Genomic DNA, 25,778 nt, shown 5'->3' with positions numbered 1-25,778 from the left:
GGAGGCGTACCATCATGTCCAACTACGTCGAAACCTACAATCAGCTGATGGAATCGCGGCGCAACGCCTATGTGCCCGCTTACATCACATATTGTATACCGGACACCAAGGTGAATGGCGTTTCACTGAACGACACGATCAAAACGGTCAACGAGCTATACGAATATTTGCTCATTGACCCGATGAACACGTCTCAAGTCGATACGACGATGATTGGGGCGACCATTTCAAGCCTGCAAATGTATATCAATGAATGCATTTCCGGCGCCGAACCCGAGGTCAACAACGCCCCCGGTTCGACCATGGTTGATCAATCGAGAGCTGGCGGATTCCTGTACGACTGGAAGTCATACAATCAGGCCTATTCCACGTGGTCAGCCAAAGAACGGCTTCAATATTATGCGTCGAATTATATCGCCCCTGATCTGCGTCAAAACAAAACGCCCCTGTTCGACGACCTTTCCCAGAATCTCTCGCAGGGAAAGATGAATCTTGAAAAGACAGAGCAAGCATTTACCACTTACGTAACTGGCTTTGAGGAGTTGGCCAATCTTCAAACCATCAGTGGTTATCTCGCTGGATTTGATGTATCGGAAGAGAGTCATGATACGATATATTTCGTTGGAAGGACGAATAGCGAGCCGTGCAAATATTATATGCGATCTTGCGATATGGCATCCAGAAGCGAGAACAAGAAAATATCATCTACGGCGTGGTCGGGATGGGAAGAGATATCCGCGCCGATCGCTTCACCCATTAACGACTTTGTGTCATGCGCGCGGTTCAACAGCCGCCCGCACGCTTGCTGGATTTCCAGCGCCATTAATGGTCAATCCAAGGCAACGAACGACGCCACGCTGGCTTATTCGATCAATATCTACGCCCAGTGTTCCGACAAAAGCTGGTCTTCATATCGCCAAATCCCGATCCCTGCGTTGGCGACCGGATATCTTCCCAATCGCGTATGGTGCGCAAACTATTTGGCTGGAAGCTATGCATTGTTTCTCGAGCTTTCCGGTGGCTCAGGAAAAAAGCTGTTCGCCACATTTGATCAGATTGACTGGGAAGATATTACCGGCGACGTAGCCAATATTCCGGATGGATTTATATTTCGCGATGTCGGCTACTCCACCCCAAAACTGTTCAGAGTTGGCGAAAAATTTCTTGTAAATAATACACTTTGCGAAGTGGAGAACGACAATCCGGATAAGTTCTCTATGACAATAATTACTTCGCTATCGTCAATGACCTACACTTTGATTAATGAGTACCTTATCAACATAATCACCAAAACAGCGCAGAGGTCGTCGTCAAATTCTTTTGCTTTGGATTATTCGTCCGACCCACCTACCTACGGCATCGCTTTTGCAGGATCAAACAACCCGGACTATCGCATTTGGGTCAAGTTGCCAAACGTCACCGCGTATAGAAGCAAGTGGCTTCGAAGCTATTTTGGAATTGATGCGCCGTATTTTAAATTTTCGCGCTACCTGCTTGAGTTTATGCCAAAAGTGGGGGCATCAGCCGCACCACTAGCACAAACCTCAACCAACTCGGGCCCATTTTTTTACGCCACCCTCGAAAATGGAGGAATCAATCGGCTATTGAGCTATGCGACTCAAACGTTCCCCATTGAAACGCCCGACGGACCAACCGGCCCATCAGCGTCGATCAACTTCAATAGCGCCTATGGCCTGTATTTCTGGGAACTCTTTTTCTATGCGCCCTTCTTGATCGCCGATCGCTATCTTGTGCAGCAGGACTACGATAACGCGGCGTTGTGGTACCAATATATTTTCAGCAATGCCGGATACCGAAACGAGGCTGGCAAACTCGAAACCATCGGCGACGACAACGAGGTTCGATACTGGAACGTGGTCCCGCTGCAGCAGGACGACTCATGGAACGAGGTCATTCCCCCGACGCTCGATCCCAACGCGATCGGAATGAACGATCCCATGCAATTCAAGATGGCGATCTTTCTCAGAACCGTGGAGATGCTGATCCAGTGTGGCGACCATTACTACCGTCAGTTGGACAGGGAGGCACTGACCAGAGCCAGGATGTACTACCTGAATGCCGCGGAGCTTCTCGGGCCGCGCCCGACGATTGACTACAACGACAGCTGGCCCGATCCGACGATTGGTGACGAAGCGGGACAGCTGGTGGTTTTCAATGCCGATGATCCAGACGCGACGTCGTCGACCTGGATGAGTCAGGCCCTGCTCGCGTGGCTCGAAGGCCAAAATGGCAATTTTTTGCCACCGTACAACGAAGAGCTGTTGCACTGCTGGGACACACTGGAGCTCCGCTTCTATAACCTTCGCCACAATCTGAGCATAAATGGCCGGCCGTTGTCGCTGCCGATGTATGCCGAACCGCTTTCGCCGACCGAATTGCAATTGCGAAGCAGCGCGGGGACCGGCCCAGGCGTCGACACGATGCCGCAGGCAGCATTTGAGTGCCAGTTCCGGTTTCAGTTTCTTCTTGACCAAGCGAAGTACGCCGCAGGCAATGTCGTGCAATTCGGCGCGAGCCTGCTCGGCACCCTCGAGAAGGGCAATAACGAAGCCATGACGCTGTTGCTTCAGACTCAGCAAAAGAGCGTGTTGACGCAAATGCAGAGTATTCAGAACACCAATCTGTCGATCCAGGAGAACACGCTTACCTCTACAAATAAGGCAAAGGAGGCGGCGCAGAAGCGCTTGGAATACTATGATGGGCTGTTGAAGGAAGGATGGACTGCCGATGAGAGAAATTCAATTAATTTAAGTTATGCCGCAACTTCAGCAAACTACGTGTCCGTACCATTATTGGGTGTGGCCACTGGCCTTTGTTACATCCCAACTATTTTTGGTCTCGCCGATGGAGGGGCGCAGCCCGGCATGGGAATGATGAATGCAGCCTTTTCATTTCAGGCATTGGCCCAATCGCTTCAAATGACCTCGGGTAATTTGGGGCAGGTCGCCGCATATGATCGCCGCACGCAGGAGTGGCAGATGCAGAAGGAAAACTCAAGTCTCGAATGCGAACAACTCGATGCGCAAATCGCGGCACAGTCCCAACAAATTGAGATGGCGAGAAAGCAAATCGCACTCAACGACCTTGAACGGGCCAATCAGGACACAGTATACAACTTCCTTCGCACCCGTTTTACCGGACAGCCACTGTACAACTGGATGACGGCGCGGCTTTCGGCGCTGTACTATCAACTGTATGACGTGACGCTGGAACTGTGCCTCACGGCAAAACGCGCGTTGGCGCGCGAGATCGGTGCAAAGAATGCCGACCAGATGTTCACCGCGCCCATGTGGAACGATCTGTACCAGGGGCTACTTGCTGGCGAAGGACTGCTTCTGGAACTGCAGAGAATGGAGAATGCGTGGCTCAAATTCAACACGCGCGGCCTGGAAATTCAGAGAACAGCGTCCTTGAACACGTTGCTCGTCGCGTCGAATCCGGCACGCTCACTCTCATCGGCCATCAGTCAAGCCCTTGCTGCAGCAGGTTCACCCCAACCTCCCGCTCCCAACTCCAGCGGCGTAAGCGTCGTATTCCAAAGCAGCGGTGTGCTGCGCATTGAACTTGACATCGCGTCACTGAAACTTGCCGAGGCCTGTAACAGCACTGGCAGTGTTGGTCGCTTCTACAGCATCAGCGTCACCTTGCCTACGCTGCTCGGCCCGTATCAGGACGTGAATGCGACGCTCGAGTTGGCCAGCGATTCACAGGCGGCGATACCGGAGGCGACGATCGCGGTGTCGCGAGGGCTGGACGACATGGGAATTTTCGTCTCAGACGCAAATGGCGCCCGCTACCTTCCGTTTGAAGGTATGTCGACGGAGCGTGGAACGCTGATCCTGAATATCTATCAGGTCAAGGTCGGTGAACCGCAGAGGGCGCTGGTGGAGCGCTTGACCGATGTGATCTATCAATTGCGCTATACGCTCAAAGATGAGTGATTCATAGACGGTGAAGCGAGCGGCCAACCAGGAGAGCGCAGATGAACATGGTCGGGCAGTCGGAGCCCCTCAACATATCCTTACCCGCCCTACCCAAAGGTGGCGGCTCCATTCAAGGCATGGGGGAAGCACTCGGTAGCGGCGGCCCGACTGGGCAGTCCTCGCTCTCCATTCCCTTGCCGATCTCGCCAGGACGTGGCTATGCGCCGAACCTGACACTGACGTACAGCAGCGGCCAAGGCAACGGTTGTTTCGGTGTCGGCTGGGACGTGCCGTTGCTCACGATCCGGCGGCGCACCAGCAAAGGGGTGCCCCGCTATCTGGGCAACGACGACTATCTGGCGCCGAACAATGAGGTGATGACGCCCGAACTGGATGACGCCAACCGTGTCGTTTCGACCCAAGTCGCGCGATATGGTGGTGTGCAACTCGATCAAACCTATACCGTTACCCGCTACTTTCCTTGCGTCATGAGCGGCTTCGATCGCATTGAGCATTGGCAGGGAACCGGGGACGGCGGCGATTTCTGGCTGATCCACTCGGTGGATGGCCAACTGCACTGTCTGGGCAAAACGCCGTTGTCCAGAATCGCCGACCCTTCGGATTCGACGAAGATTGGCCAATGGCTGCTTGACGAATCGTGCTCGCCAAACGGTGAGCACATCTGCTACGTCTATCAACGCGAGAATGAAGCAAATGTCGACATGACCGGCCAGGAGGCTGACCGAACGCAAACCACCAATCGCTACCTGAGACAGGTTCAGTACGGCAATGCCCGTCCTTACGCTCCACTCTATGCGTGGGGAAACGTCCCGGTTGCCGACACGCCGACGTGGCTGTTCACGTTAATCTTCGACTATGGCGAACGGACCCTCAACGCCTTGATCGCCCCGCCGTACGCCCCTCAGCAACCTTGGCCGTGCCGGAAGGATTCGTTTTCCGATTACGCGCTGGGGTTTGAGGTCCGCACGCACCGGCTGTGCCATCAGGTGCTGATGTTCCATCATTTCCCGGCAGAGTTGGGCACGCCTGAGTATCTGGTCAGTCGACTGTTGTTGCGCTACGAGCAAACGCCTAGGCTCAGTCGTCTCGTCACCGCCCAAAGTTTGGCTTACGAGCAGAATGGTACGGTGCAGTCGATCCCGCCCCTGGAATTGAGCTATACCGCGTTTGATCCGGTTTTCTCCACCACCGCTTACCAGAGCCTGCCTGCCTTTCCCGGCTGGAACAATGGCGTCCAGTATCAGTTGGTGGATCTCTACGGTGAAGGGGTGTCCGGTATTCTGTATCAGGTCGGAGGCGACTGGCGCTATCTGGCGCCGCAACGCGGCAACGACGGCCCGGACTCGATTGGCTACACCACCTGGCAATCGCTGCCGATCGTCCCATCCGCGTCCCCCGAGCAGAAGCGGTTGATGGATCTCACCGGCGATGGCCGCCTGGACTGGATCATTGCTCAACCAGGACTGGCTGGATATTTCACCCTGAATCCGGATCGGAGCTGGTCACACTTTATTCCGTTCGCGGCTTTCCCGACCGAGTTTCTGCAACCGTCCGCACAACTGGCCAACCTGGTGGGCGGCGGGCTGGCCGATCTGGCACTGATCGGCCCGAGAAGCGTGCGACTCTACCCCAATCGGCGGGCCGATGGCTTCGGCCCGCCGATGAACGTGGCGCACGGTGGGGACAACACCTTGCCCGTATTCGATGCCGATGCGGGTGTGCTGGTTGCCTTCAGCGATGTGCTGGGCTCAGGCCAGTCGCATCTCGTCTGCGTCCGCTATGACAGTCTGACGTGCTGGCCCGATCTGGGTTGGGGGCGGTTCGGGGTGCCGCTCGTGCTGGCGACCCTGCCCTTTGACCCCGGCTCCTTCGACCCAGCCCGCGTGTTTCTGGCGGATATCGACGGATCCGGTGCCACGGATTTGATCTATGCCGAGTCGGACCGCTTTCTGATCTTCCTGAATCAGTCCGGCAACGGTTTTGATTCCGTGCCATGCATCCTGCCGATGCCCCCCGGAATTACCTACGACCGGCTGGACCAGGTCAGCTTCGCCGATATGGATGGAACGGGCACGGTGAATCTGGTGCTTACCGTCTCGCATATGGTTCCGTCGCACTGGTGCTATTCGTTTTCGCGGACCAAGCCCTATCTGCTGGAACAAATTAACAACAACATGGGGGCACAAACGACACTGTCTTACCGAAGTTCAGCGCAGGAATGGTTGGACCAGAAGCAGGCCGATCCCGTGAGTGTCTGTCATTTGCCGTTTCCCTTACCGCTGTTAAGCGGGATAGTCAGTCTGGATGAGGTCAGTGGGAACACACTCACGCAGCGCTTTGAATATCGGGAAGGCGTTTATGCCGGGGCCGATCGGGAATTTCGGGGCTTTGGATTCGTGCAGCAGTTGGATACCGACAATACGGCGGCGTCCACGGCAGAGAACCTCCCGAACACCGCGCCTGCCCTAACGAAAATTTGGTATCACACGGGCGCGGAGGACGCGGAAGTCAACCCGGCAACACCGCCGTATACGGACCCGGCCATGTTCACGCTTGGGCCGACGCGGTTTACGACCTTCAATGCGTCAACGCAGCAGGACGACGCGCTGGGGGATGTGGATGCGATGACCCGCTATCAATTATGTCGTGCACTGACAGGGCGTCAGCTGCGGATGGAAGTCTATGGGGTGGACGATAGTCCGCAGAAGGGCGTGCCCTATCTCGTCACGACCAGCCAGTATCAGGTACGGCTGGTGCAGCGTTCCAGCGCGACGCATCCGTATTCCGTGGCGGTGACGAGCCCGCTGGCCGAGCTGTCGGTGAATTACGACCGCATTGCATCCGATCCGCAAGTTCATCAAACGGTGGTTATGCAACGGGATGCATTCTGCATCCCGCTCTCGAGCGTCGCGATCAGCTATGCTCGCCGACCCCAGCCGACGACGAATCCGTACCCTCCCACTGTCCCGAATGAGCAATGGTCGAGTACGTATGACAGCAGCCAGCAAGACTTGCGGCTCATTGAAACGCGCCAGAGCGTGTACAACCTGATTGACCCACAGGTATGGCGTCTGGGTCTCCCGTATCAGCAGCGCCAGAATGTCATCACGAATCCGAGCGGATATACCGGCTATCCGGCCGATGCGCGCGGCCTTGACTACGAGGCCTTGCATCTGCCGAATGGCGTGCTCGGGTCCAACCAGACGCGCATCCTGGCCGGTCAGGGGGTGACGTACTACTTCAATGAAGCGGGCACAGCAGCGCTTCCGGCCGGAGCATTGCCGCCCCCATTGGCACTGGTTCACCATATCGAAACGGCGGAACTCGACGAAGAAATGCTGCAGGTATACTCAGGCATTCAGGATCTTCCCACCGAGTTGACCAGTGCCGGCTACCGACAGCAATCGCTCGTCTTGCCGGTGCCCGGCGAGAGCCCCGGCACAGTCTGGGCGATCCCGCACAGCTACACCACCTATGTCGCCGACGGCCAGCCGTTGCCGTTCTGGCTGCCCAGGGGCCAGAAAAGTACGCTCATTGTCGGGCCTCAAAGCTTCACCTACGACAACCACTACTGCGTCGTCACGTCGGTGACGGATGCCGTTGGGCTGGCCACCACCGCCCGCTACGACTACCGCTTTTTGACGCCTTGGGAGGTAACGGATGCGAACGAGAACCGGCAACAGGTTCTCCTGGATGCGCTGGGCAGAGTGTTGGCTACCGCGTTCTTTGGCACTCAGTTGGCACCTGACGATTCGTCCCCCGTTCTCACCGGGTTCGCACCGGTGAGCGAATTTAACGCCGCCGCCCCGCCGCTGCATTCGATCACCACCGCGTTGGCTGATCCCGTGGGCGCGCTTCAGCAGGCGGCCACGGTCAATCTTGTTGATCGGTACAGTTGGATGGGGCAGATTTCTGCCGCTCAACTGTACGCCTACGTCGACCCGTCTGCCGTAACCGCGCTTTGGCAAGCGCTTCAGGCGCATCATTTGATCACAGCGTTTGGGCATCTATTAGCCAAAGGACGCCGCTGGGCGAGCGGCGGGCCGGACCTTCCCGGCATCCCCGCGGCAATGCGCACGCTGTTCAACACGGCCCCACGCAGCCCGGTGCATGGCGCCGGGCTGTCCGCCCAGCAGTTCGCCCTTCCGTCGACACCCGAGACGCAGCAGATCCAGATCGTGCTGGCGTATGGCGATGGATTCGGACGACCCCTGCAGTCCCTGCAAAAGACCGTCCCGGGGCCGGCCTATGTCGTCGGTAACAACGGTCAACTCGTGCTGGACGACACCGGCCAGCCGCTGGTTCGTGATACCGCTCCAAATTCGCGGTGGCTGGTGTCGGGCCGAGTGGACTACAACAACAAGGGACTGCCGGTGCGGCGCTACCAGCCGTACTTTGTCGACCAACCGTGTTACGTGAACGACGCCTCGATCCAGCAGTGGGGCTATGCCGACACCTTGTACTATGATCCGCTGGGACGTGAGCGGGAAATGGTCACGTCCCTCGGCTACGTGCAGCGGAGTAGCTATTATCCATGGTTTACGGTGGCGGAAGACCTGAACGACACGCTGCACGAGGTACTAGGATCATGAGTGCTGCTACCGTTTCCGATGCGGCAACCGCGCGGCGCTGCGCGGGCACGCCCACCGTCACCGTGATCGACAACCGCGGCCTGGTCGTGCGCACCGTGCAGTACAACCGCACGGCGGGCGACGATCCGCTCGATGAGCTGATCACGCGCCAGAGCTGGTCCGCGCGCAGCCAGTTGCTCAGCCGCATCGACCCGCGCCTGTTCGACGAACGGCAGCTCGATCCGGCCGTGCCGCCCAACTTCCGCTATGTCCGCGCGCTGTCCGGCCAGCCGCTCGCGATCGCCAGTCAGGACGCCGGCAACCGTACCGCGCTGTATGACGTCGAGGGCGGCGCCGTCTGGCAGCACGACAGTCGCGACCAGCAGCTGCGCCACACCTACGACCTCCGGCACCGCCCGGTGTCGGTCACCGAGCAGGCCGGCGCCGCCACACCGCGCATCAGCGAGCGCCTCCTCTATGGCGACGCCACCGCCGCCGACAACGCCAACCTGCGCGGCCAGTTGCGGCAGGCCTGGTCGCCCGCCGGGATGGCCGAGACGCCGTCCTACAGCCTCGCCGGCCAACCGCTGGCCACCGTTCAACAGTTCCTGCGCGACGACGTGCTCGACAGCGACTGGGCCAGCGACAACCCGGGCGCCTGGGTGCGCGACCTCGCGCCCGACACCTACACGACCCGCTGGGCCTACAACGCCCTCGGTCAGGAGCTCGAGCGCGTCGATGCGTGCCACAACCGGCAGCGCCAGCACTTCAACGTGGCCGGCCAGCTTGCCGCCAGCGAACTGCAGCTAGCCGATCAGTCCACCTGGCAGCCGCTGCTGCGCGCGATCACCTACAGCGCCGCCGGCCAGGTGCTGCGCGAGGAGGCCGGCAACGGCGTCGTCACCGACTACACCTATGAGCCGCAGACCCAGCGCCTGGCCGAACTCCACACCACCCGTCCGCCCCAGGCCGGGCGCACCACGCTGCTGCAGGCGCTGTCCTATCAGTACGACCCGGTCGGCAACCTGCTGGCGATCGACGACGCGGCCAAGGCCACCCGCCACACCCGCAACCAGCGCGTCGCGCCCGCCAGCCATTACAGCTACGACGCGCTGTACCAGCTCACCCGCGCCACCGGCCGCGAGAACGCCAACGCCGGCCGCCAGAGCCAGGCGCTGCCGCCGCCGATCGTGCCGCTGTTCCAGGAAATCGGTGAGCTGACCCCCTACACGCGCACCTACCGTTACGATCGCGGCGCCAACCTCACGACCCTCCAGCATCAGGGCACCCGCTCCTCCTACACGCAGCAGATGGTGGTCGCGCGCACCTCGAATCGCGCGGTGCCACAGACCGACGGCCTCACGCCCGGCGACGTGGCCAGCTATTTCGACGCCTGCGGCAACCTCAAGGCCCTGGGCGCGAGCCAGCCGCTCGCGTGGGACAGCCGCAACCAGCTGCAGCGCACCACCCAGGTCGTGCGCCGCGGCCTCGACGACGACACCGAGGTGTACTGGTATGACGGCGCCGGCCAGCGGGCCACCAAGCTCGGCACCGCCCGCACCAGCGGCACCACCCGCACCGAGCGGGTGCGCTACCTGCCCGGACTCGAGCTGCGCCAGATCGAGCAGACCCGCACCGGCGAGACCCTGCCGACGCCTGTCGAACGCCTGCAGGTGCTCACGCTCGGCGCGGCCGGCCGCCAGTCGGTGCGTCTGCTGCATTGGGAATTGGGCCAACCCTCGACGATCGAGAACGACCAGCTGCGCGTCAGCCTCGACGACCAGATCGGCTCGTCGATGCTCGAGCTCGACGCGCAGGCGGACCTCCTGACCTGGGAGGAGTACTACCCGTATGGCGGTACCGCCGTGTGGTCCGCCCGCAGCGACACCGAGGCGAAGTACAAGTACGTGCGCTACTCGGGCCAGGAGCGCGACGCCACCGGCCTGTACTACTACGGCTTCCGCTACTACGCGCCGTGGCTTGCCCGCTGGCTCAACCCTGATCCCGCCGGGCCGGTCGACGGGCTCAACCTCTTCTGCATGGTCAAGAACAATCCGATTACACAGCGCGATGCTCTCGGCATGGGACTGCTCGACTGGCTTCGTCGCTTGTTGAAAGAGCGAGAACTAGTGCCGCCTACAACAGAGTCAATCACACTGCCTGGATTACCGTCATCCGGACTCTACACAATTCCGCCTCTCCCCCCTCCAGATCTCAGCGTATCTGAGAGAAAGGACGTCGATACTTTCCAATCCGCAGTAGAGAAACGACAGGTTACTTTAAATAGAGTTCTCTTAACTGATGCCCAGTTAACGGAAAACATCCCAGAATCCATGGCAAGCACCGTAATGGCGCTAACAAAGCCAGATTATTTTGGGGAAGTTTGGTCTGCCATCATGGAGAAAATTGAGGGCGGAATTCATTTCCCAGCGAAGACGATAGGATCCGAATTAATTTCGGATACGGCAATTGAATACAACATTCAAACAAGCAATGCTCAAAAATTAGCCGAGGATGAGCCAGATGTTAGTATTGTCTATAAATTCGGAGCCTCCCCATTAATATTTGCCCCACACATCCCAATGGACGATATAGATGAAATACCTTTTCCGGATCCGGCATTAGTTTCAGTCGAATTTGCGTTAGCTCACTACCCGGGCCCAGTTCCCGAAGGCAAGACCGCTCTCGAATATAGCGAAGTAGAAGAATCCGCGCGGTGGATGACTCGCAGTCTTTCACGTGGCAAGATCAAGTTCGGTGTGTTCTACGGAGGAGAATCACACGAGTATGACTATTTCCACCCATCACCCGAAAAGTGAAAATTACGGCGGCCAGATGCGCGGGCTTTGTAGTGGCCTAATGAATCCGGACACTGATTTAGGCGAGAATGGCCGCCATGAAGAGGTGTCTGATTGCTTTGTTCGGAAGGGGTAGTTGCGCGGCAGCGTGAGGTCGAGTAGAAAGGCAATTGATCTATCCACTTCGTGAACGTTCAGTGCCTTACAAAGCCAAGTTGAAATCCGGTGCGCCGCGCAAACGCCCGAAACCGACATATCGGATCGCGAACGCCCGCGCCTACAATCAGAGCCTGAAGCGGCGAGGCCAGTTCAGCCTCTACTGTAAGCGGCTCGGGACGGCCGTTCGCCCGTGGAGCGTGATCGGAGGTATCGTAGTTCCTGACTTGAGACAGATCGTGTAGCCAAACGGCAAGTGAGTTCTCTTATCCTAGAGGCAAGGAGAACTCGATGAAGAAGCGACACACCGACGAACAGATCAGCCGCATTCTGCGGGAAGCCGAGAGCCGTGAAGAGCCGGTGAAAGACCTGTGCAAGCGGCACAACATCACGGAGCAGACGTTCTACCGCTGGCGAAACAAATTCGGCGGTATGGATGTGGCCGAAGCCCGTCGGCTCAAAGAGCTTGAATCGGAAAACGAACCGCTGAAACGCCTGATCGCCGAGCAACTGCTGGTGATCGATGGCCTGAAGGAGTTCAGCCGAAAAAAATGAGCACCCCGACGGGCCGGCGCGAAGCGCTGGAAGTCCTGATCCGGCGGGGGCTGTCACAACGCAAGGCATGTCGTTACCTGGAGTTAAGTGTATGCGATCCACGAACGACGTCCTTCAGAGCGAAGCTGTGGAGCGATTGAGGTGTGGTAACGAAGCGCGTCAGCGCGGGTCGGCCGGCATTTTCCAGGGCAGCAACGCGTCGTAGTCGTCGACGCTCTTCGCCAGCGGTAGGTGTTGGAACAGCCAGGTGAGATAGCGATATGGGTCGATGCCATTCGCCTTGCAGGTCTCGACGAGAGAGTACAGATTGGCACTCGCGTGCGCGCCGTCGACGGTATCGCTGAACAACCATCCGCGGCGGCCGACGCAGAACGGGTGAATCGCGTTTTCACAGGGGTTGTTGCTGATCGGCCAGTCGCCGTTTTCGACGTAGCGGATGAGCTTCGGTCACGCGCTCAACTTGACATTGCCCCTTGCAGGGCTTGGCCCAACTACGTTTTGCATGTCCGACTACGTCAGCCCCATGACGTTCGAGAAGAACTGGGCCGCCGCTCGGCGTTGTTGCATAAATCAGGCACGGGGACGAAGTAATGCCTTTGTTCATGATCTCAGACGCTGCGGACGGACTGCGGGCGCGCGAGCTCAGTCATGCGATTGAGCACGCCTACACGGACGGAGACTTCCACCGCTTGCGAGTCGGTGCGCCGAGCCCACAAACATGGACCCGTGAGCGTCTTGAACCGATACATGGCGTTCTCGGCGAGCGAACGACGGTGATAGCCGCAGCCCTTCTTCCATTCCCGGCGGCCGACTCGGGCGATCATATCGACCGCTTCGTTACGCCATGCGGCTCCCGGCGCGCTCGCTTTCCAGTGAACGGCGCCGTCGCGCGGCGGAATACTGGGTGTCGCGCCGCGTACCGCAATCGCGGCATGGCACGACTTGGAGTCGTAAGCGCCATCGCCGCCCACGGTTCCGAGCCGTTCGTCGGCTGGAATCTGGTCGAGCAATTCGGCCAGGACGTCGCCGTCGGCGACGTCCTGGTGCGTCATCAGTGTGGCACGCACATGACCGGTATTCGTGTCGAGCGCGATATGCACTTTGCGCCACGTGCGACGCTTCGAATAGCCATGTTGGCGCACCTTCCATTCGCCTTCGCCGTAGACCTTCACGCCCGTGCTGTCGACCACCAGATGAATCGGGGCGCCATCGCGCAAGATCGGCAGTTGGACGGCAAGAGTTTGCGCCCGACGGCAGAGCGTCGTGTAGTTCGGCACGGGCAAGGTGGCGAAAGCCAGATCGCGCAGGCTTTGCGCAAAGCCTTGCAGGGCACGCAACGGCAAGCGGAACACGGTTTTCAAGCCAAGCAACGCCTGAATCAATGCATCGCTGTACAAGCGCGGACGGCCGCGTGTCGGCTCAACCTCGGGCATGCTCGCAAGAGCGGCTTCGTCGATCCACATCGTGACGTTACCTCGGTTGATCAGGCCGGCGTTATAGGCCGCCCAGTTCCTGACGCGGTAGCGCGCCTTCGGCTCACGCGTCTTGCTTGTGTCCCTGCGCATCTTCTCGGAAAAAATCGAGAATCTACGCAGGAACCCGAATTGTTAACAGGGGCTGCACCCCGGACCGTTGCGCGTAAACGTCACCACGCCGCGACTGATTTATGCAACAACTCCCCGCCGCTCAGCAAGGGCAAGCGGCCTGATTGCCTCGGCTATGGGATTCGTGAAACAGGGGCAAGGTCACTAGATAGTATAGTCGCGTACGCAACCAACTGGGCGACTAACCTTCCGAACAAAGCCGAAACGAGGCATGGTCAGACAACGCCCAGCTCCTCAAACAGCTGCTTCTTTTCGTCCTTGCTCAAAATACCCCTACCAACTCCCTCGCGCAGGGTAAAAGTTCCGTTAGGATAAATCGATATGCCGCTAGAGCCGGCAATCACCACCGAAACCCCTTCGTTCTTCATTAGATTTAATATTGGCTGGTCATTCGAGCCATAATTCTGCCCTATTGCAGCCTCAAGTCCGGTATCGCTTTGGCTGTTAATTCCACCCACCCAAATCACCACTCCCCCACCCTCTAATTGTTTTTTAAGCTTGAGAAGCAAGCGAGGCATCCTATCCTCATCGGTTAAACCGAATTCCAAACTACTCCCCCTCAAGTGGATAAGCGTACGTTTGGTATAGATTTCGCCTACCAAGGCTGATAATACAGCTAGCGCAGAACAATCCCACAAGGCATCAGTCATCAAAATCGCCCCCATCTTCTCCACCACAAATTCGCCCATTTTCACTTCAATTATTTTGGAATTCCCCGCATTTTCGCTGACTTGCTCACTTGCACTGGACACCGTGGATATGGAACTCCATTTGAGAATTTTCCGGTTTGTATCGCTCTGTTGCTCCGCACTTGAGTTCGCGAACGGCGATCGTTGGTCCGCTGGCGATGGCGAGCCCGTGGTACTGGGCTGGTTGACGAGAGGATTGGCAATCGTCACAGCATAATTACCTGAAGGACTTGGGTCATTCAACAAATGCTCGCCTTGTAATGCTGACGATTGGATATCCAAGGCCATGTTTCCCGCCCTTGGCATAGCACCAGATGAGGGTGCTGGTATGTGGGGGGCATGAGGGACACTAGCGTGAAGTCGTGCGCGCACATCCACGGGCATATTGCCACTGACGTGACGGGTGAGTAATACCAACCCACCTACGTCCTGGTTCGAAACTGGATTATTCCCGACCATGCAGAAGAGGTTGAGCCCGTCGACCGGCCCGGCGGGATCAGGGTTGAGCCAGCGGGCAAGCCACGGCGCGTAGTAGCGGAAGCCGTAGTAGTACAGGCCGGTGGCGTCGCGCTCCTGGCCCGAGTAGCGCACGTACTTGTACTTCGCCTCGGTGTCGCTGCGGGCGGACCACACGGCGGTACCGCCATACGGGTAGTACTCCTCCCAGGTCAGGAGGTCCGCCTGCGCGTCGAGCTCGAGCATCGACGAGCCGATCTGGTCGTCGAGGCTGACGCGCAGCTGGTCGTTCTCGATCGTCGAGGGTTGGCCCAATTCCCAATGCAGCAGACGCACCGACTGGCGGCCGGCCGCGCCGAGCGTGAGCACCTGCAGGCGTTCGACAGGCGTCGGCAGGGTCTCGCCGGTGCGGGTCTGCTCGATCTGGCGCAGCTCGAGTCCGGGCAGGTAGCGCACCCGCTCGGTGCGGGTGGTGCCGCTGGTGCGGGCGGTGCCGAGCTTGGTGGCCCGCTGGCCGGCGCCGTCATACCAGTACACCTCGGTGTCGTCGTCGAGGCCGCGGCGCACGACCTGGGTGGTGCGCTGCAGCTGGTTGCGGCTGTCCCACGCGAGCGGCTGGCTCGCGCCCAGGGCCTTGAGGTTGCCGCAGGCGTCGAAATAGCTGGCCACGTCGCCGGGCGTGAGGCCGTCGGTCTGTGGCACCGCGCGATTCGAGGTGCGCGCGACCACCATCTGCTGCGTGTAGGAGGAGCGGGTGCCCTGATGCTGGAGGGTCGTGAGGTTGGCGCCGCGATCGTAACGGTAGGTGCGCGTGTAGGGGGTCAGCTCACCGATTTCCTGGAACAGCGGCACGATCGGCGGCGGCAGCGCCTGGCTCTGGCGGCCGGCGTTGGCGTTCTCGCGGCCGGTGGCGCGGGTGAGCTGGTACAGCGCGTCGTAGCTGTAATGGCTGGCGGGCGCGACGCGCTGGTTGCGGGTGTGGCGGGTGGCCTTGGCCGCGTCGTCGATCGCCAGCAGGTTGCCGACCGGGTCGTACTGATAGGACAGCGCCTGCAGCAGCGTGGTGCGCCCGGCCTGGGGCGGACGGGTGGTGTGGAGTTCGGCCAGGCGCTGGGTCTGCGGCTCGTAGGTGTAGTCGGTGACGACGCCGTTGCCGGCCTCCTCGCGCAGCACCTGGCCGGCGGCGCTGTAGCTGATCGCGCGCAGCAGCGGCTGCCAGGTGGACTGGCCGGCCAGCTGCAGGTCGCTGCCGGCGAGCTGGCCGGCGACGTTGTAGTGTTGGCGCTGACGGTTGCCGCGTGTCACGGATCGCCGTTATGGAGCCAATCCGTGATCGGCATATAGGCGCCACCTGATGATCGGCGCATAGGCGCCAGTCCAGGATCGGCGTAAAGACGCCAGCAGCGCCGGGGCAAAGGCGCGGTTCGAACTTTCCTAGTCGGTACGCTCTGTTCTTTTTGAACGGAGCGTCCATGGCCAATCGGAGGTTCGAATTGTTTGAGTATCGCCAAGTCCTTGTCCGTATGCGGCAGGGCGACTCCGACCGCGACATCGCGCGCGGCGGACTGATGGGACGCAAGAAGCTCACGAGCGTACGCCGCGAAGCACAGACGCGGGGTTGGCTCGATCCCACGCAACCGTTGCCGGACGATACGGTTATTGCAGGGGTCTTCGGCCGCACGCCGCATCTGCCGAGTACCTGTGTGTCGACTGTGGAGCCGTTTCGCGAGCAGATTCGCAACTGGCTCGCGGCTGGCGTTCAGGGCACCACGATCCACGCCGCACTTCGCCGCAACCACGGCTACACCGGTAGCTACTCGGCAGTTCGCCGTATGGTTGGGCATCTTGCCGCCGAGCGCGGCGTGGCTGCCACGACGATCCTCGAGTTCGCGCCGGCCGACGCGGTGCAGGTCGACTTCGGCGCCGGTCCCGTGCTGAGCGTCGAGAGCATTGAGGTTCGGACGTGGATCTTCGTGATGACGTTGTGCTGGTCGCGTCACCAGTACGCCGAGATCGTGCTGGATCAAACCGTCGAGACGTGGCTGGCTTGCCACCGGCGCGCCTTCGAATGGTTCGGCGGCCGGCCTAGCCGGATCATCATCGACAACGCGAAGTGCGCGATCATCCGAGCCTGCCGGTACGATCCGGCCGTACAACGCTCCTACGCGGCGCTTGCCGAGGCCTACGGCTTCAAGATCGACGCCTGTCCGCCACGCGATCCCCAGAAGAAAGGCGTCGTCGAGTCGGGCGTCAAATACGTCAAGAAGTCCTTCGTGCCGCTGCGCGAGTTCCGGGATCTGGCCGATGCGAATCGGCAGCTTCGCGAGTGGGTCCTGCAGGAAGCCGGCACACGCACGCACGGCACGACCCACGAGCAACCGCTCGCGCGCTTCGCGATCGAGAAGCCGCTGCTCGCGGCGTTGCCGGACGTGGCGCCGGTGATCTCCGTCTGGAAGGAAGTCAGCGTCCACCGCGACGGCCACATCGTCTACCGCAACGCGCTGTACTCGGCACCGTATGCACTGGTCGGCAAGCCCCTCTGGCTGAAGGCGACCGACACGGTCATCCAGTTGTACCACCAGCATCAGCTCGTCGCGACCCACCCGCGGCAACGGGCCGGTGGTCGCCATACGGTCCGGGACCATCAGCCGCCCGAAGCTCAGGCCTGGCTCGAACACGATCCGCAGTGGTGTCTGGCCCGGGCGAAGGAGATCGGGCCGTCGTGCCACGGCGTGATCCTCGCGTTGTTCAACGACACGGTGCTCGTGAACCTGCGCGGCGCGCAGGGCCTCATCCGGCTGCGCGAGCAGGTCGGCGACGCCCGGCTGGAAGCGGCCTGCGAGCGCGCGCTCGCCTTCAGCAGCCCGAAGTATCGCACCGTCAAGGGCATCCTCGACAAGGGCCTGGAAGGCCAGGCCACCACGCGCGCTACCGCGATGCCGGGCGGTACCTACCAGGACGGCGGCCGCTTCGGCCGTGACCTTCAATCCCTGCTGATCCACTGAATCCATGAATCCGAGTCCCGAACTGAATTCCATCCTCAAGCAGCTTCGCCTGTCCGGCATCCTCGACTCGCTCGAACAGCGCAACCGCGAGGCCATCGACGGACAACTTGCCTACACCGAGTTCCTCGCGATGCTGCTGCACGACGAGGTTGCCCGCCGCGAGAACCGCAAGCTCGCCATCCGCCTCTCGCGTGCCGGCTTCGCCATCGGCAAGACGCTCGAGTCCTTCGACTTCGACCTGCTGCCCGCCTTGAACCGCGCCTACGTCTACGATCTCGCGGCCGGCCGCTATCTCGACGAGAAGGTCTCGATCCTGATCGCCGGGCAGACAGGCACGGGCAAGAGCCATCTGGCGCAAGCGCTGGGACATTGCGCGGCCCGACAGGGGCGCGACGTGCTGTTCATCTCGCAGACCGAGCTGTTCAAGCGGCTGAACGCCGCGCGCGCGACCGGTACCTACGAACGCCGGTTCCAGCAGTTCGCCAAGGTACCGCTGCTGATCGTTGACGACTTCGCGCTTAAACCTCTGCATACCCCGCAGGATGAGGACTTCCACGATCTCGTGGATGCCCGCTACGAGCGCGCGGCGACGATCCTCACATCGAATCTGCACTTCGATGAATGGGGCGCCGCGTTCCCCGACAACCGCATCCTCGGCACAGCAACTCTGGATCGGTTACGCCACGGCGCCTACCGGCTCGTGCTTGAAGGCGACAGCCGACGCGCACCGAAACCCATGCCTGATCTGCCCCAAAATACAGTTGCCAAAAACGGTAAAAAACCGCAACCTTGAAACCGTTCGAACCCGCGCTTTACCCCAGTTCTACTGGCGCCATTACGCCGATCATCCCCGGCTCCTTTACGCCGATCCGTGACACCGCGCGCATCGGTGCGCTCGAGCTCCTGACCGAGCGCGTTGTAGGCCCAGCGGGTGGTGTACGTGTCGGGCGCGAGGGCATTGGTCCAGCGGGCCGGATCGTCGCCGACCCAGTCGCTGTCGAGCACGTCGTCGCGCAGGAACTGTTGAACGGTGGCCAGCGGTTGGCCGGCGAGGCCATAGGACGATGTCTCGGCCATCCCGGCGGGCGACCAGGCCTGCCGCAACTGACCGCGCCGGTTGGCGTCGGGGGAGGCGGTAGCGTCGCCATACACGAAGCGCTCGCCCACGCGCGGTGTGGCGGCGCCGGCCTGCTCGGTGACCGACACCGGGCGGTGCCGGAGGTCGTAGGTGTGGCGCAGCTGCTGGTCGCGACTGTCGTGCTGCCAGACGGCGCCGCCCTCGACGTCATACAGCGCGGTACGGTTGCCGGCGTCCTGACTGGCGATCGCGAGCGGCTGGCCGGACAGCGCGCGGACATAGCGGAAGTTGGGCGGCACGGCCGGATCGAGCTGCCGTTCGTCGAACAGGCGCGGGTCGATGCGGCTGAGCAACTGGCTGCGCGCGGACCAGCTCTGGCGCGTGATCAGCTCATCGAGCGGATCGTCGCCCGCCGTGCGGTTGTACTGCACGGTGCGCACGACCAGGCCGCGGTTGTCGATCACGGTGACGGTGGGCGTGCCCGCGCAGCGGCCCGCGGTCGCCGCATCGGAAACGGTCGTCATGATGGCAGCACCTCATGGAGGGTATCGTTCAGGTCGATGTCGAGACCTCAGTGCACGGGGCAATCCGTCTTCACGATGCCAATCGTGTCGCACCCGCGCACACCAATCCTGATGGAACCGCCGAACCGGGCCGCTATGCGCATTGCCCGCACGGCTGGCCGGTTCGATGGTTGGGAACTGTCGGTGCGATTGGGCAGTTCCCGGTCAAACAACGTTCTAAATTCTAGGCACCCGGCAATGTGAATTAAGGTGAAATTTAGTGAAATTTCTTGACCGCCCCTTGGGGAATTGCAATTCGCGCATTTCCGGTCCATTTTTCCTAAGAGACGGTTTCATAAAGACAGCTCAGTGCGCCGGAGGGTATTCCAGCAGATCAGGCAGCAACCGAGTTTGAGGAACGCGCAGTGAATGTCAGCGCGGCGCTCGAAACGAATACGGAGGCGACGGAAATGATGCAGCCAGGCATGCGTGCGCTCGACGACCCAGCGATATTTGCCAAGGCCGCTGCCATGTTCGGTGCGGCGCTTGGCGATAACCGGCTCGATACCGCGATTGCGCAACGCCTGCCGATGTCGCTCGGAGTCGTAACCGCGATCGGCGTGCCATTGGCGTCGGTGACGATGTGGTGCTTGGAACGGTTCTGTCGCGATAAGGAAGTCAAGCCTGGCGTATCGATTCTAGAATGTATAGGAATCCTCATGCAGCCAGCGCGTAGAATTGCTCGGCGGCCGTCTGGCTCTTGTGAACTACCTTCATTTGCCCTTTGGCAATCATGTGCATCACTTCGATACCACCGAGCAGGATGCGAGCGCAGTGAAAATCTTTGAAGCCCATCATCGGCCGGGTTCGGCGCTTGATGGCGCGGTGATCCTGCTCGACGATATTGTTCAGATATTTTTGCTGGCGAATCTTGATCGGCTGTTCACGGGTGGCGTTGATGTCCTTGAGCGCCGCCAGGTTCGCCCCGCTTTTGTCGATCGTCACGGTCTCGGGTGCACCGTTCTGCTCGATCGATCTTTCGAAATACCGACGGGCGGCAGCCTTGTCCCGGCGAGCCCGCAGCAGGAAATCGATGGTGTTGCCGTCCTTGGCAACGGCCCGATAGAGGTATTTCCACGCACCGTTGACCTTGATATACGTCTCGTCCATCCGCCAGCTTTTTCCGACCGGCCGCTTGCGCTGGCGGAACGCCTTTTCCAGCACCGGAAGGAGCTTGATGGCCCATCGATGTACCGTCGAGTGATCAACCGACACGCCCCGTTCGGCCATCACTTCCTCGAGGTGGCGCAGGCTCAGCGGGTACGCAACATACCAGCGTACGCACAGCAGGATCACGTCGAACGGGTAGTGCAGTCGCTGGAACACCCGCTCCAGGATCGCATTCATGCCTTGCTGCATCGCTCAATTCGCTTCCATTCCGATCTCGCAAGCTTACCAGACCGCCTTACTGCGACAGAACCCGGGAAGCGGATACGCGCCTGTGCAGCTTATGGTGACCTGTCAAGCGTAAATGGAGCCGTTGACCCAATTATCCACAGGGAGTTGAAGGCATCGCGGTTTCCGAGTCACTGAGAAACGTCAACAACTCTGTTTGAACGGCCATTGAGCGGCACGATTTTGTTGACACTTGATCAACCGAAATTCGGGTATCCGCATTCCGCGGTTGACTTGTCATTGTGCGGCGCAGCGAAAGCTGCGGGATGCAAGTGGCTGCCGGGGTGTCGCAGAACGGCCATCTCCAGCCATTCGACCACACTCCCCTGCGGACATTCGAACGTCGGCTTTCGCTCGGCTAACAGACCTTCTTCCGACGGTGGATACAGCAGCGGAGAGTTTCGCCTAAAGATCCGCAACCGTCGTTGCGCCGATCTGGAAAATCCGCTCACGGAGGCCCATTCAATTTCTCATTCTGCACGCGGCGTCGAACGACACAGTAAGACTAAAGTCCGATAGATCAACCAAGCATCTCGACCTAGGCTTTGACAACATCGACGAATCGGTCTGCGCGTAGAAAATTGAAAGCGTCCGTTTAAGGAAGGTCTGCAGAAGTCGTTTTCGGCACGTTGATTTTCCGCATCCATCGCAGCTGACCGTTGATAACATTTCGGACGTGAAAATCACTTGATCTTCCCGCCTGATCGAGGTTATGCCGGTGAAGCGTGTGGCCACACGGACCGGTTTCAAGTTTTTCACAACGCTCTGCGCGCCATCCACAAGTTGCTCAAGGCAAACAATGTGGTGATTTAACCGTCCGTAATCTACGCCGGTTGAGGATAGCAGAAGCGCTGGCGCCAGCGTATGCAGATTCGGGAGCCAGGATGCTGCGAGTCATCAAGTCACGTTGGGTCATGTTCGCGCTGATTGCCGTCCTCGGATTTGGCGCTGGTCTTGGCGGCATGCACCTATTCAACGCTACACCTCACTTAGCGTACGCCGTGGTCCGTGCCGGAAATGGAGAAGACGGGCCCGCTGGTATGGTGTGGATCGCCGGTGGCTCGTTCAAGATGGGTAGCGATGCCCGGCAAGCTCAACCTAATGAACGGCCTGCGCACCCTGTAAAAGTACGCGGTTTCTGGATTGATCAGCACCACGTCACAAATGCTGAGTTCCGCAAGTTCGTCAATGCTATGGGATACGTAACAACCGCCGAGCGCAAACCCGATTGGGAAACCCTCAAAGCGCAATTGCCACCAGGTACGCCCCGCCCACCAGACAACACGCTTAAACCGGGCGGCATGGTCTTCGTAGGCACGGCCGGACCGGTTGCGCTCGATAATGCCGCGCAGTGGTGGCGCTTCGTTCCCGGGGCTAGCTGGCGGCACCCTTCTGGCCCCGACAGCACGATCGAAGGCAAAGACGACCATCCGGTCGTCCAGGTATCGTACGAGGACGCCGAAGCCTATGCGAAGTGGGCCGGCAAGCGCCTGCCGACCGAGGCCGAATGGGAATTCGCCGCGCGCGGCGGTCTTGAGCAGGCGACGTACGCGTGGGGCGACGAGTTTGCGCCGAACGGTAAGCAGATGGCGAACGTCTGGGAAGGACAGCAGCCGCAGCCGTTTCCAGTTGCGGGCGGCAAGACGAGGACGTTACCGGGCACGAGTCCTGTTGGTACGTTTCCGCCGAATGGCTATGGTCTGTCCGATATGACAGGAAACGCCTGGCAATGGGTTGCAGACTGGTATCGTTCCGACCAGTTTCAGCGCGAGGCGGCTGCGGGCGATCCGCCGGTGGATCCGCGTGGTCCAGCCGACAGCTACGACCCAGACGATCCCGGCGTCCCAACGAATGCTCCGAAGCGCGTGACGCGCGGCGGATCGTTCCTCTGCAACGAAACGTATTGCCTGAGCTACCGTCCGAGCGCGCGGCGCGGGACCGATCCCTACACGAGCATGTCTCATCTCGGCTTTCGTCTGGCGATGTCAGATGAATCGTGGCAGAAGCAAAAGCAGGCACAGCAGCTACCCGAGCACCCGATGGCATTCCACGGAACCGCCGCACGGAGGGATGACACGAGAGGTTCTGGCTGAAGTCGCCACCGATCCGAACCACTTTCAAAGGAACACCACTCATGCGGGCCGGCGTTACAGACCGTACAGATCGATAAATTTTCCAAAGCGAGAGGCGGCTGCTTACCCTCGCTACGACGCGTCTCCTCGCTTAGATCACGGTTGGCGTCGTACGCACGAGTTGAGTCTACCGCGCTCTGGACGAGTGACTTAGAGACGGTTTCATAAAGACAGCTCAGTGCGCCGGAGGGTATTCCAGCAGATCAGGCAGCAACCGAGTTTGAGGAACGCGCAGTGAATGTCAGCGCGGCGCTCGAAACGAATACGGAGGCGACGGAAATGATGCAGCCAGGCATGCGTGCGCTCGACGACCCAGCGATATTTGCCAAGGCCGCTGCCATGTTCGGTGCGGCGCTTGGCGATAACCGGCTCGATACCGCGATTGCGCAACGCCTGCCGATGTCGCTCGGAGTCGTAACCGCGATCGGCGTGGACCACACGCGGTCTCTGCAGTGGGTGGCCGCGCAATCCACGAATTGGCGGAATCGCGTCGATCAGCGGCAGCAGCTGCGTGACATCGTGAACGTTCGCGCCGGTCAGGATCGCCGCGAGCGGCGTGCCATTGGCGTCGGTGACGATGTGCTGCTTGGAACCGGGTCGCGCGCGATCGGTGGGGTTTGGCCCAGTTTTTGGCCCGCCCCAACGGCGCGAATCGATGAGGAATCGACTGCGGCTCGCGAGAAGTCGATTTGGTCTGCTGCTCGCAGCTTCGCGAGTAGCAATTCGTGCAGGCGATCCCATACGCCCGCAGCCTGCCAATCGCGTAGCCGTCGCCAGCAAGTCACGCCCGAGCCGCAGCCCATCTCGGCGGGCAGGTCGCGCCAGCGCAATCCCGTCTTGAGAACGAACAGGATGCCGGTCAGCGCGGCGCGATTCGAAACAGGCAGGCGGCCTGGGTTCTTCTCGCGCCGCGGCTTGGGTGGCGGCAATAACGGCTCGATCAATATCCACAGTTCGTCGTCGATGATCGGCTTGCCCATCTCCTCGGCCTCGGTTGTTCCGATGCCTGAGGTTAACAGCTTGCCGCGAAAGTTAACAGCCCAACGGGGCCTTTCTGAAACCGTCTCTAAGTGTGGAGCGTCGCAAAGGAATCCCCGGGGTGAGCTAAATCGTGGGCGTATCGCCCGCATTTCTTAGGAAGCCTTCCTATGAATCATTCATCGAGATTTCAGATGGTCCTCGCGGCGCTTACCGCAGCCGTGTCTGCCGCAATGCCGATCACTGCGCTCCCGCAGACGAGCACCCAGAAACCCAACATCATCCTGATCGTCTCTGATGACTTCGGCTACGGAGATGCGGGTGCCTACGGCGGAGGCCCGGGACGCGGCATGCCAACACCAAATCTTGACCGTATGGCCGACCAGGGGATGACCTTTTTCTCATTCTATGCCCAGCCGAGTTGCACGCCGGGCCGCGCCGCGATGCAGACGGGTCGCATCCCAAACCGCAGCGGCATGACCACCGTGGCGTTTCAGGGTCAGGGTGGCGGCCTGCCGGCGGCGGAGTGGACCTTGGGCTCAGTGCTGAAACTGGCGGGCTATCAAACCTTCTTCACCGGCAAGTGGCATTTAGGCGAGGCTGACTACGCTTTACCCAACGCCCAAGGCTACGACGCGATGAAGTATGTGGGGCTTTACCACCTCAACGCTTACACCTACGCCGACCCGACGTGGTTCCCTGACATGGATCCGGAACTACGCGCAATGTTCGCCCGGGTGACCAAAGGCGCTGTGTCCGGAAATGCGGGTGAGAAGGCGAAAGAGGATTTCAAGATTAACGGTCAATATGTGAATACTCCCGAGAAGGGGGTGGTTGGCATCCCTTTCTTTGACGAGTACGTCGAGAAGGCTTCGATTGAGTACCTCGATACGGCGGCAAAGTCCAACAAGCCCTTCTTCATGAGCATCAACTTCATGAAGGTGCACCAGCCAAACATGCCGCACCCTGACTTCATCCACAAGTCGTTGTCCAAGAGCAAATACGCGGACTCGATTGTGGAGAATGACACGCGGATCGGCAGGATAATCGACGAGGTCCGCAAGCTTCGTCTCGACAAGAACACCTACATATTCTGGACCACTGACAATGGCGCGTGGCAGGATGTTTACCCCGACGCCGGCTATACGCCGTTCCGCGGTACCAAGGGGACCGTGCGTGAAGGCGGAAACCGCGTTCCGGCAATCGCCTTGGGGCCGAATATCAAGGCCGGCTCGAGGAATTACGATATCGTCGGCGGCCTGGACTTCATGGCAACGTTTGCATCACTTGCCGGCGTGAAACTACCGCAGAAGGATCGCGAGGGTCAGCCGATTATCTTCGACAGCTATGATATGTCACCGATCCTGTTCGGGACAGGCAAGTCGGCACGCACATCCTGGTTCTATTTTACGGAAGACGAATTGTCTCCCGGCGCGGCCCGCGTGGGGAACTACAAGGCGGTGTTCAACCTGCGCGGGGACGACGGGCAGGCGACCGGAGGCCTTGCGGTCGATAGCAACCTGGGGTGGAAGGGCGGTGAGAAGTATGTTGCCACGGTTCCGCAGATCTTTGACCTCTGGCAGGACCCGCAGGAGCGCTACGATATCTTCATGAACAACTATACGGAGAGAACCTGGACGCTGGTGACAATCAGCGCAGCGATCAAGGATCTGATGAAGAGCTATGTAAAGTACCCTCCGCGCAAGTTGCAGAGCGCCTCGTACTCGGGGCCAATCACAATCTCGAACTATCAGAAGTTCCAGTGGCTTCGCGAGGAACTCCAGAAGGAAGGAATTGAGATTCCGTTGCCAACGGGCAACTAACGTCCGCAGG

12 protein-coding genes and 3 pseudogenes are annotated in these 25,778 nt (G+C 60.0%); 8 read left to right on the top strand and 7 right to left on the bottom strand.

Annotation, left to right across the window (positions count from 1 at the left end):
- Nucleotides 1–14: 14 nt before the first annotated feature.
- From LXM88_RS02335 to LXM88_RS02320, 4 genes and pseudogenes are all read left to right on the top strand, one after another.
- Entirely contained in the window at nt 15–3,962 is a 3,948-nt protein-coding gene (locus LXM88_RS02335) for a neuraminidase-like domain-containing protein (protein WP_262531597.1), read from the top strand.
- Between the two features lie 41 nt (nt 3,963–4,003).
- Nucleotides 4,004–8,557 carry a SpvB/TcaC N-terminal domain-containing protein gene (locus LXM88_RS02330; protein ID WP_262531596.1) on the top strand — a complete coding sequence of 1,518 codons (4,554 nt, stop codon included), beginning with the start codon at nt 4,004–4,006 and terminating at the stop codon, nt 8,555–8,557.
- The gene (locus LXM88_RS02325) at nt 8,554–11,355 is read left to right on the top strand and encodes an RHS repeat-associated core domain-containing protein (RefSeq protein ID WP_262531595.1); all 2,802 of its coding nucleotides are present in this window, start codon (nt 8,554–8,556) and stop codon (nt 11,353–11,355) included. Before LXM88_RS02330 ends, LXM88_RS02325 begins: the two co-directional genes overlap by 4 nt.
- 426 nt (nt 11,356–11,781) lie before the next feature.
- Nucleotides 11,782–12,134 (top strand): annotated as a pseudogene (locus LXM88_RS02320) (transposase); the annotation flags it as partial.
- Between the two features lie 70 nt (nt 12,135–12,204).
- Here the strand turns inward: LXM88_RS02320 and LXM88_RS02315 are convergent.
- The 3 genes and pseudogenes from LXM88_RS02315 to LXM88_RS02305 form a co-directional block, all read right to left on the bottom strand.
- A pseudogene (locus LXM88_RS02315) lies at nt 12,205–12,492 on the bottom strand (transposase domain-containing protein); the annotation flags it as partial.
- Nucleotides 12,493–12,653: 161 nt separating this feature from the next.
- Nucleotides 12,654–13,610 (bottom strand): IS5 family transposase, encoded by a 957-nt coding sequence (locus LXM88_RS02310; protein ID WP_262530390.1) that lies wholly within the window; start codon nt 13,608–13,610, stop codon nt 12,654–12,656.
- 254 nt (nt 13,611–13,864) lie between these two features.
- Nucleotides 13,865–16,099, bottom strand: coding sequence for an RHS repeat-associated core domain-containing protein (locus tag LXM88_RS02305; protein WP_262531594.1), 2,235 nt, complete (start codon nt 16,097–16,099; stop codon nt 13,865–13,867).
- A gap of 188 nt (nt 16,100–16,287) precedes the next feature.
- Here LXM88_RS02305 and istA point away from each other — a divergent pair, with 188 nt between their 5' ends.
- Together istA and istB are read left to right on the top strand one after the other, a co-directional pair.
- Entirely contained in the window at nt 16,288–17,799 is a 1,512-nt protein-coding gene (gene istA / locus LXM88_RS02300; protein WP_262531624.1) for an IS21 family transposase, read from the top strand.
- Between the two features lie 4 nt (nt 17,800–17,803).
- Nucleotides 17,804–18,592, top strand: coding sequence for an IS21-like element helper ATPase IstB (istB, locus tag LXM88_RS02295; RefSeq protein WP_262531593.1), 789 nt, complete (start codon nt 17,804–17,806; stop codon nt 18,590–18,592).
- Here istB and LXM88_RS02290 read toward each other — a convergent pair.
- The 3 genes and pseudogenes from LXM88_RS02290 to LXM88_RS02280 all read right to left on the bottom strand — a co-directional run bounded on the left by LXM88_RS02290 (nt 18,490) and on the right by LXM88_RS02280 (nt 20,787).
- Entirely contained in the window at nt 18,490–19,401 is a 912-nt protein-coding gene (locus LXM88_RS02290) for a hypothetical protein (RefSeq protein WP_262531592.1), read from the bottom strand. The two genes, istB and LXM88_RS02290, sit on opposite strands and share 103 nt — an antisense overlap.
- 332 nt (nt 19,402–19,733) lie before the next feature.
- A pseudogene (locus LXM88_RS02285) lies at nt 19,734–20,003 on the bottom strand (transposase); the annotation flags it as partial.
- 94 nt (nt 20,004–20,097) lie between these two features.
- Nucleotides 20,098–20,787 (bottom strand): IS6 family transposase, encoded by a 690-nt coding sequence (locus LXM88_RS02280; RefSeq protein WP_262531591.1) that lies wholly within the window; start codon nt 20,785–20,787, stop codon nt 20,098–20,100.
- Between the two features lie 932 nt (nt 20,788–21,719).
- Between LXM88_RS02280 and LXM88_RS02275 the strand changes: the two genes are divergently transcribed.
- Nucleotides 21,720–22,928: a formylglycine-generating enzyme family protein gene (locus LXM88_RS02275; RefSeq protein ID WP_412524092.1), complete on the top strand. Its 1,209-nt coding sequence runs from the start codon at nt 21,720–21,722 to the stop codon at nt 22,926–22,928.
- 201 nt (nt 22,929–23,129) lie between these two features.
- Here LXM88_RS02275 and LXM88_RS02270 read toward each other — a convergent pair.
- Nucleotides 23,130–23,947 (bottom strand): IS5 family transposase gene (locus LXM88_RS02270; protein ID WP_262531590.1). Its coding sequence is split into 2 segments (ribosomal slippage): nt 23,130–23,599 and nt 23,599–23,947, totalling 819 coding nucleotides; the frame shifts between segments, so codons are not numbered across the junction.
- A 168-nt stretch (nt 23,948–24,115) separates the two neighbouring features.
- Here LXM88_RS02270 and LXM88_RS02265 point away from each other — a divergent pair.
- Entirely contained in the window at nt 24,116–25,768 is a 1,653-nt protein-coding gene (locus LXM88_RS02265; protein WP_262531589.1) for an arylsulfatase, read from the top strand.
- Nucleotides 25,769–25,778: the final 10 nt, after the last annotated feature.

This window comes from Burkholderia sp. S-53 (assembly GCF_025560745.1).
In the GTDB taxonomy this organism is placed as follows: domain Bacteria; phylum Pseudomonadota; class Gammaproteobacteria; order Burkholderiales; family Burkholderiaceae; genus Burkholderia; species Burkholderia pyrrocinia.
The sequence above is the reverse complement of the archived record's forward strand: the minus strand, read 5'-3'. Positions and strand labels throughout refer to the sequence as shown.

What these genes read in the sequence shown, in the direction of transcription:
- LXM88_RS02335 (WP_262531597.1), top strand. Translation starts at nt 15, where the DNA reads ATGTCCAACTACGTCGAAACCTACAATCAGCTGATGGAATCGCGGCGC.
- LXM88_RS02330 (WP_262531596.1), top strand. Translation starts at nt 4,004, where the DNA reads ATGAACATGGTCGGGCAGTCGGAGCCCCTCAACATATCCTTACCCGCC.
- LXM88_RS02325 (WP_262531595.1), top strand. Translation starts at nt 8,554, where the DNA reads ATGAGTGCTGCTACCGTTTCCGATGCGGCAACCGCGCGGCGCTGCGCG.
- LXM88_RS02310 (WP_262530390.1), bottom strand. Translation starts at nt 13,610, where the DNA reads ATGCGCAGGGACACAAGCAAGACGCGTGAGCCGAAGGCGCGCTACCGC.
- istB (WP_262531593.1), top strand. Translation starts at nt 17,804, where the DNA reads ATGAATCCGAGTCCCGAACTGAATTCCATCCTCAAGCAGCTTCGCCTG.
- LXM88_RS02290 (WP_262531592.1), bottom strand. Translation starts at nt 19,401, where the DNA reads ATGACGACCGTTTCCGATGCGGCGACCGCGGGCCGCTGCGCGGGCACG.
- LXM88_RS02280 (WP_262531591.1), bottom strand. Translation starts at nt 20,787, where the DNA reads ATGAATGCGATCCTGGAGCGGGTGTTCCAGCGACTGCACTACCCGTTC.
- LXM88_RS02275 (WP_412524092.1), top strand. Translation starts at nt 21,720, where the DNA reads ATGCTGCGAGTCATCAAGTCACGTTGGGTCATGTTCGCGCTGATTGCC.
- LXM88_RS02265 (WP_262531589.1), top strand. Translation starts at nt 24,116, where the DNA reads ATGAATCATTCATCGAGATTTCAGATGGTCCTCGCGGCGCTTACCGCA.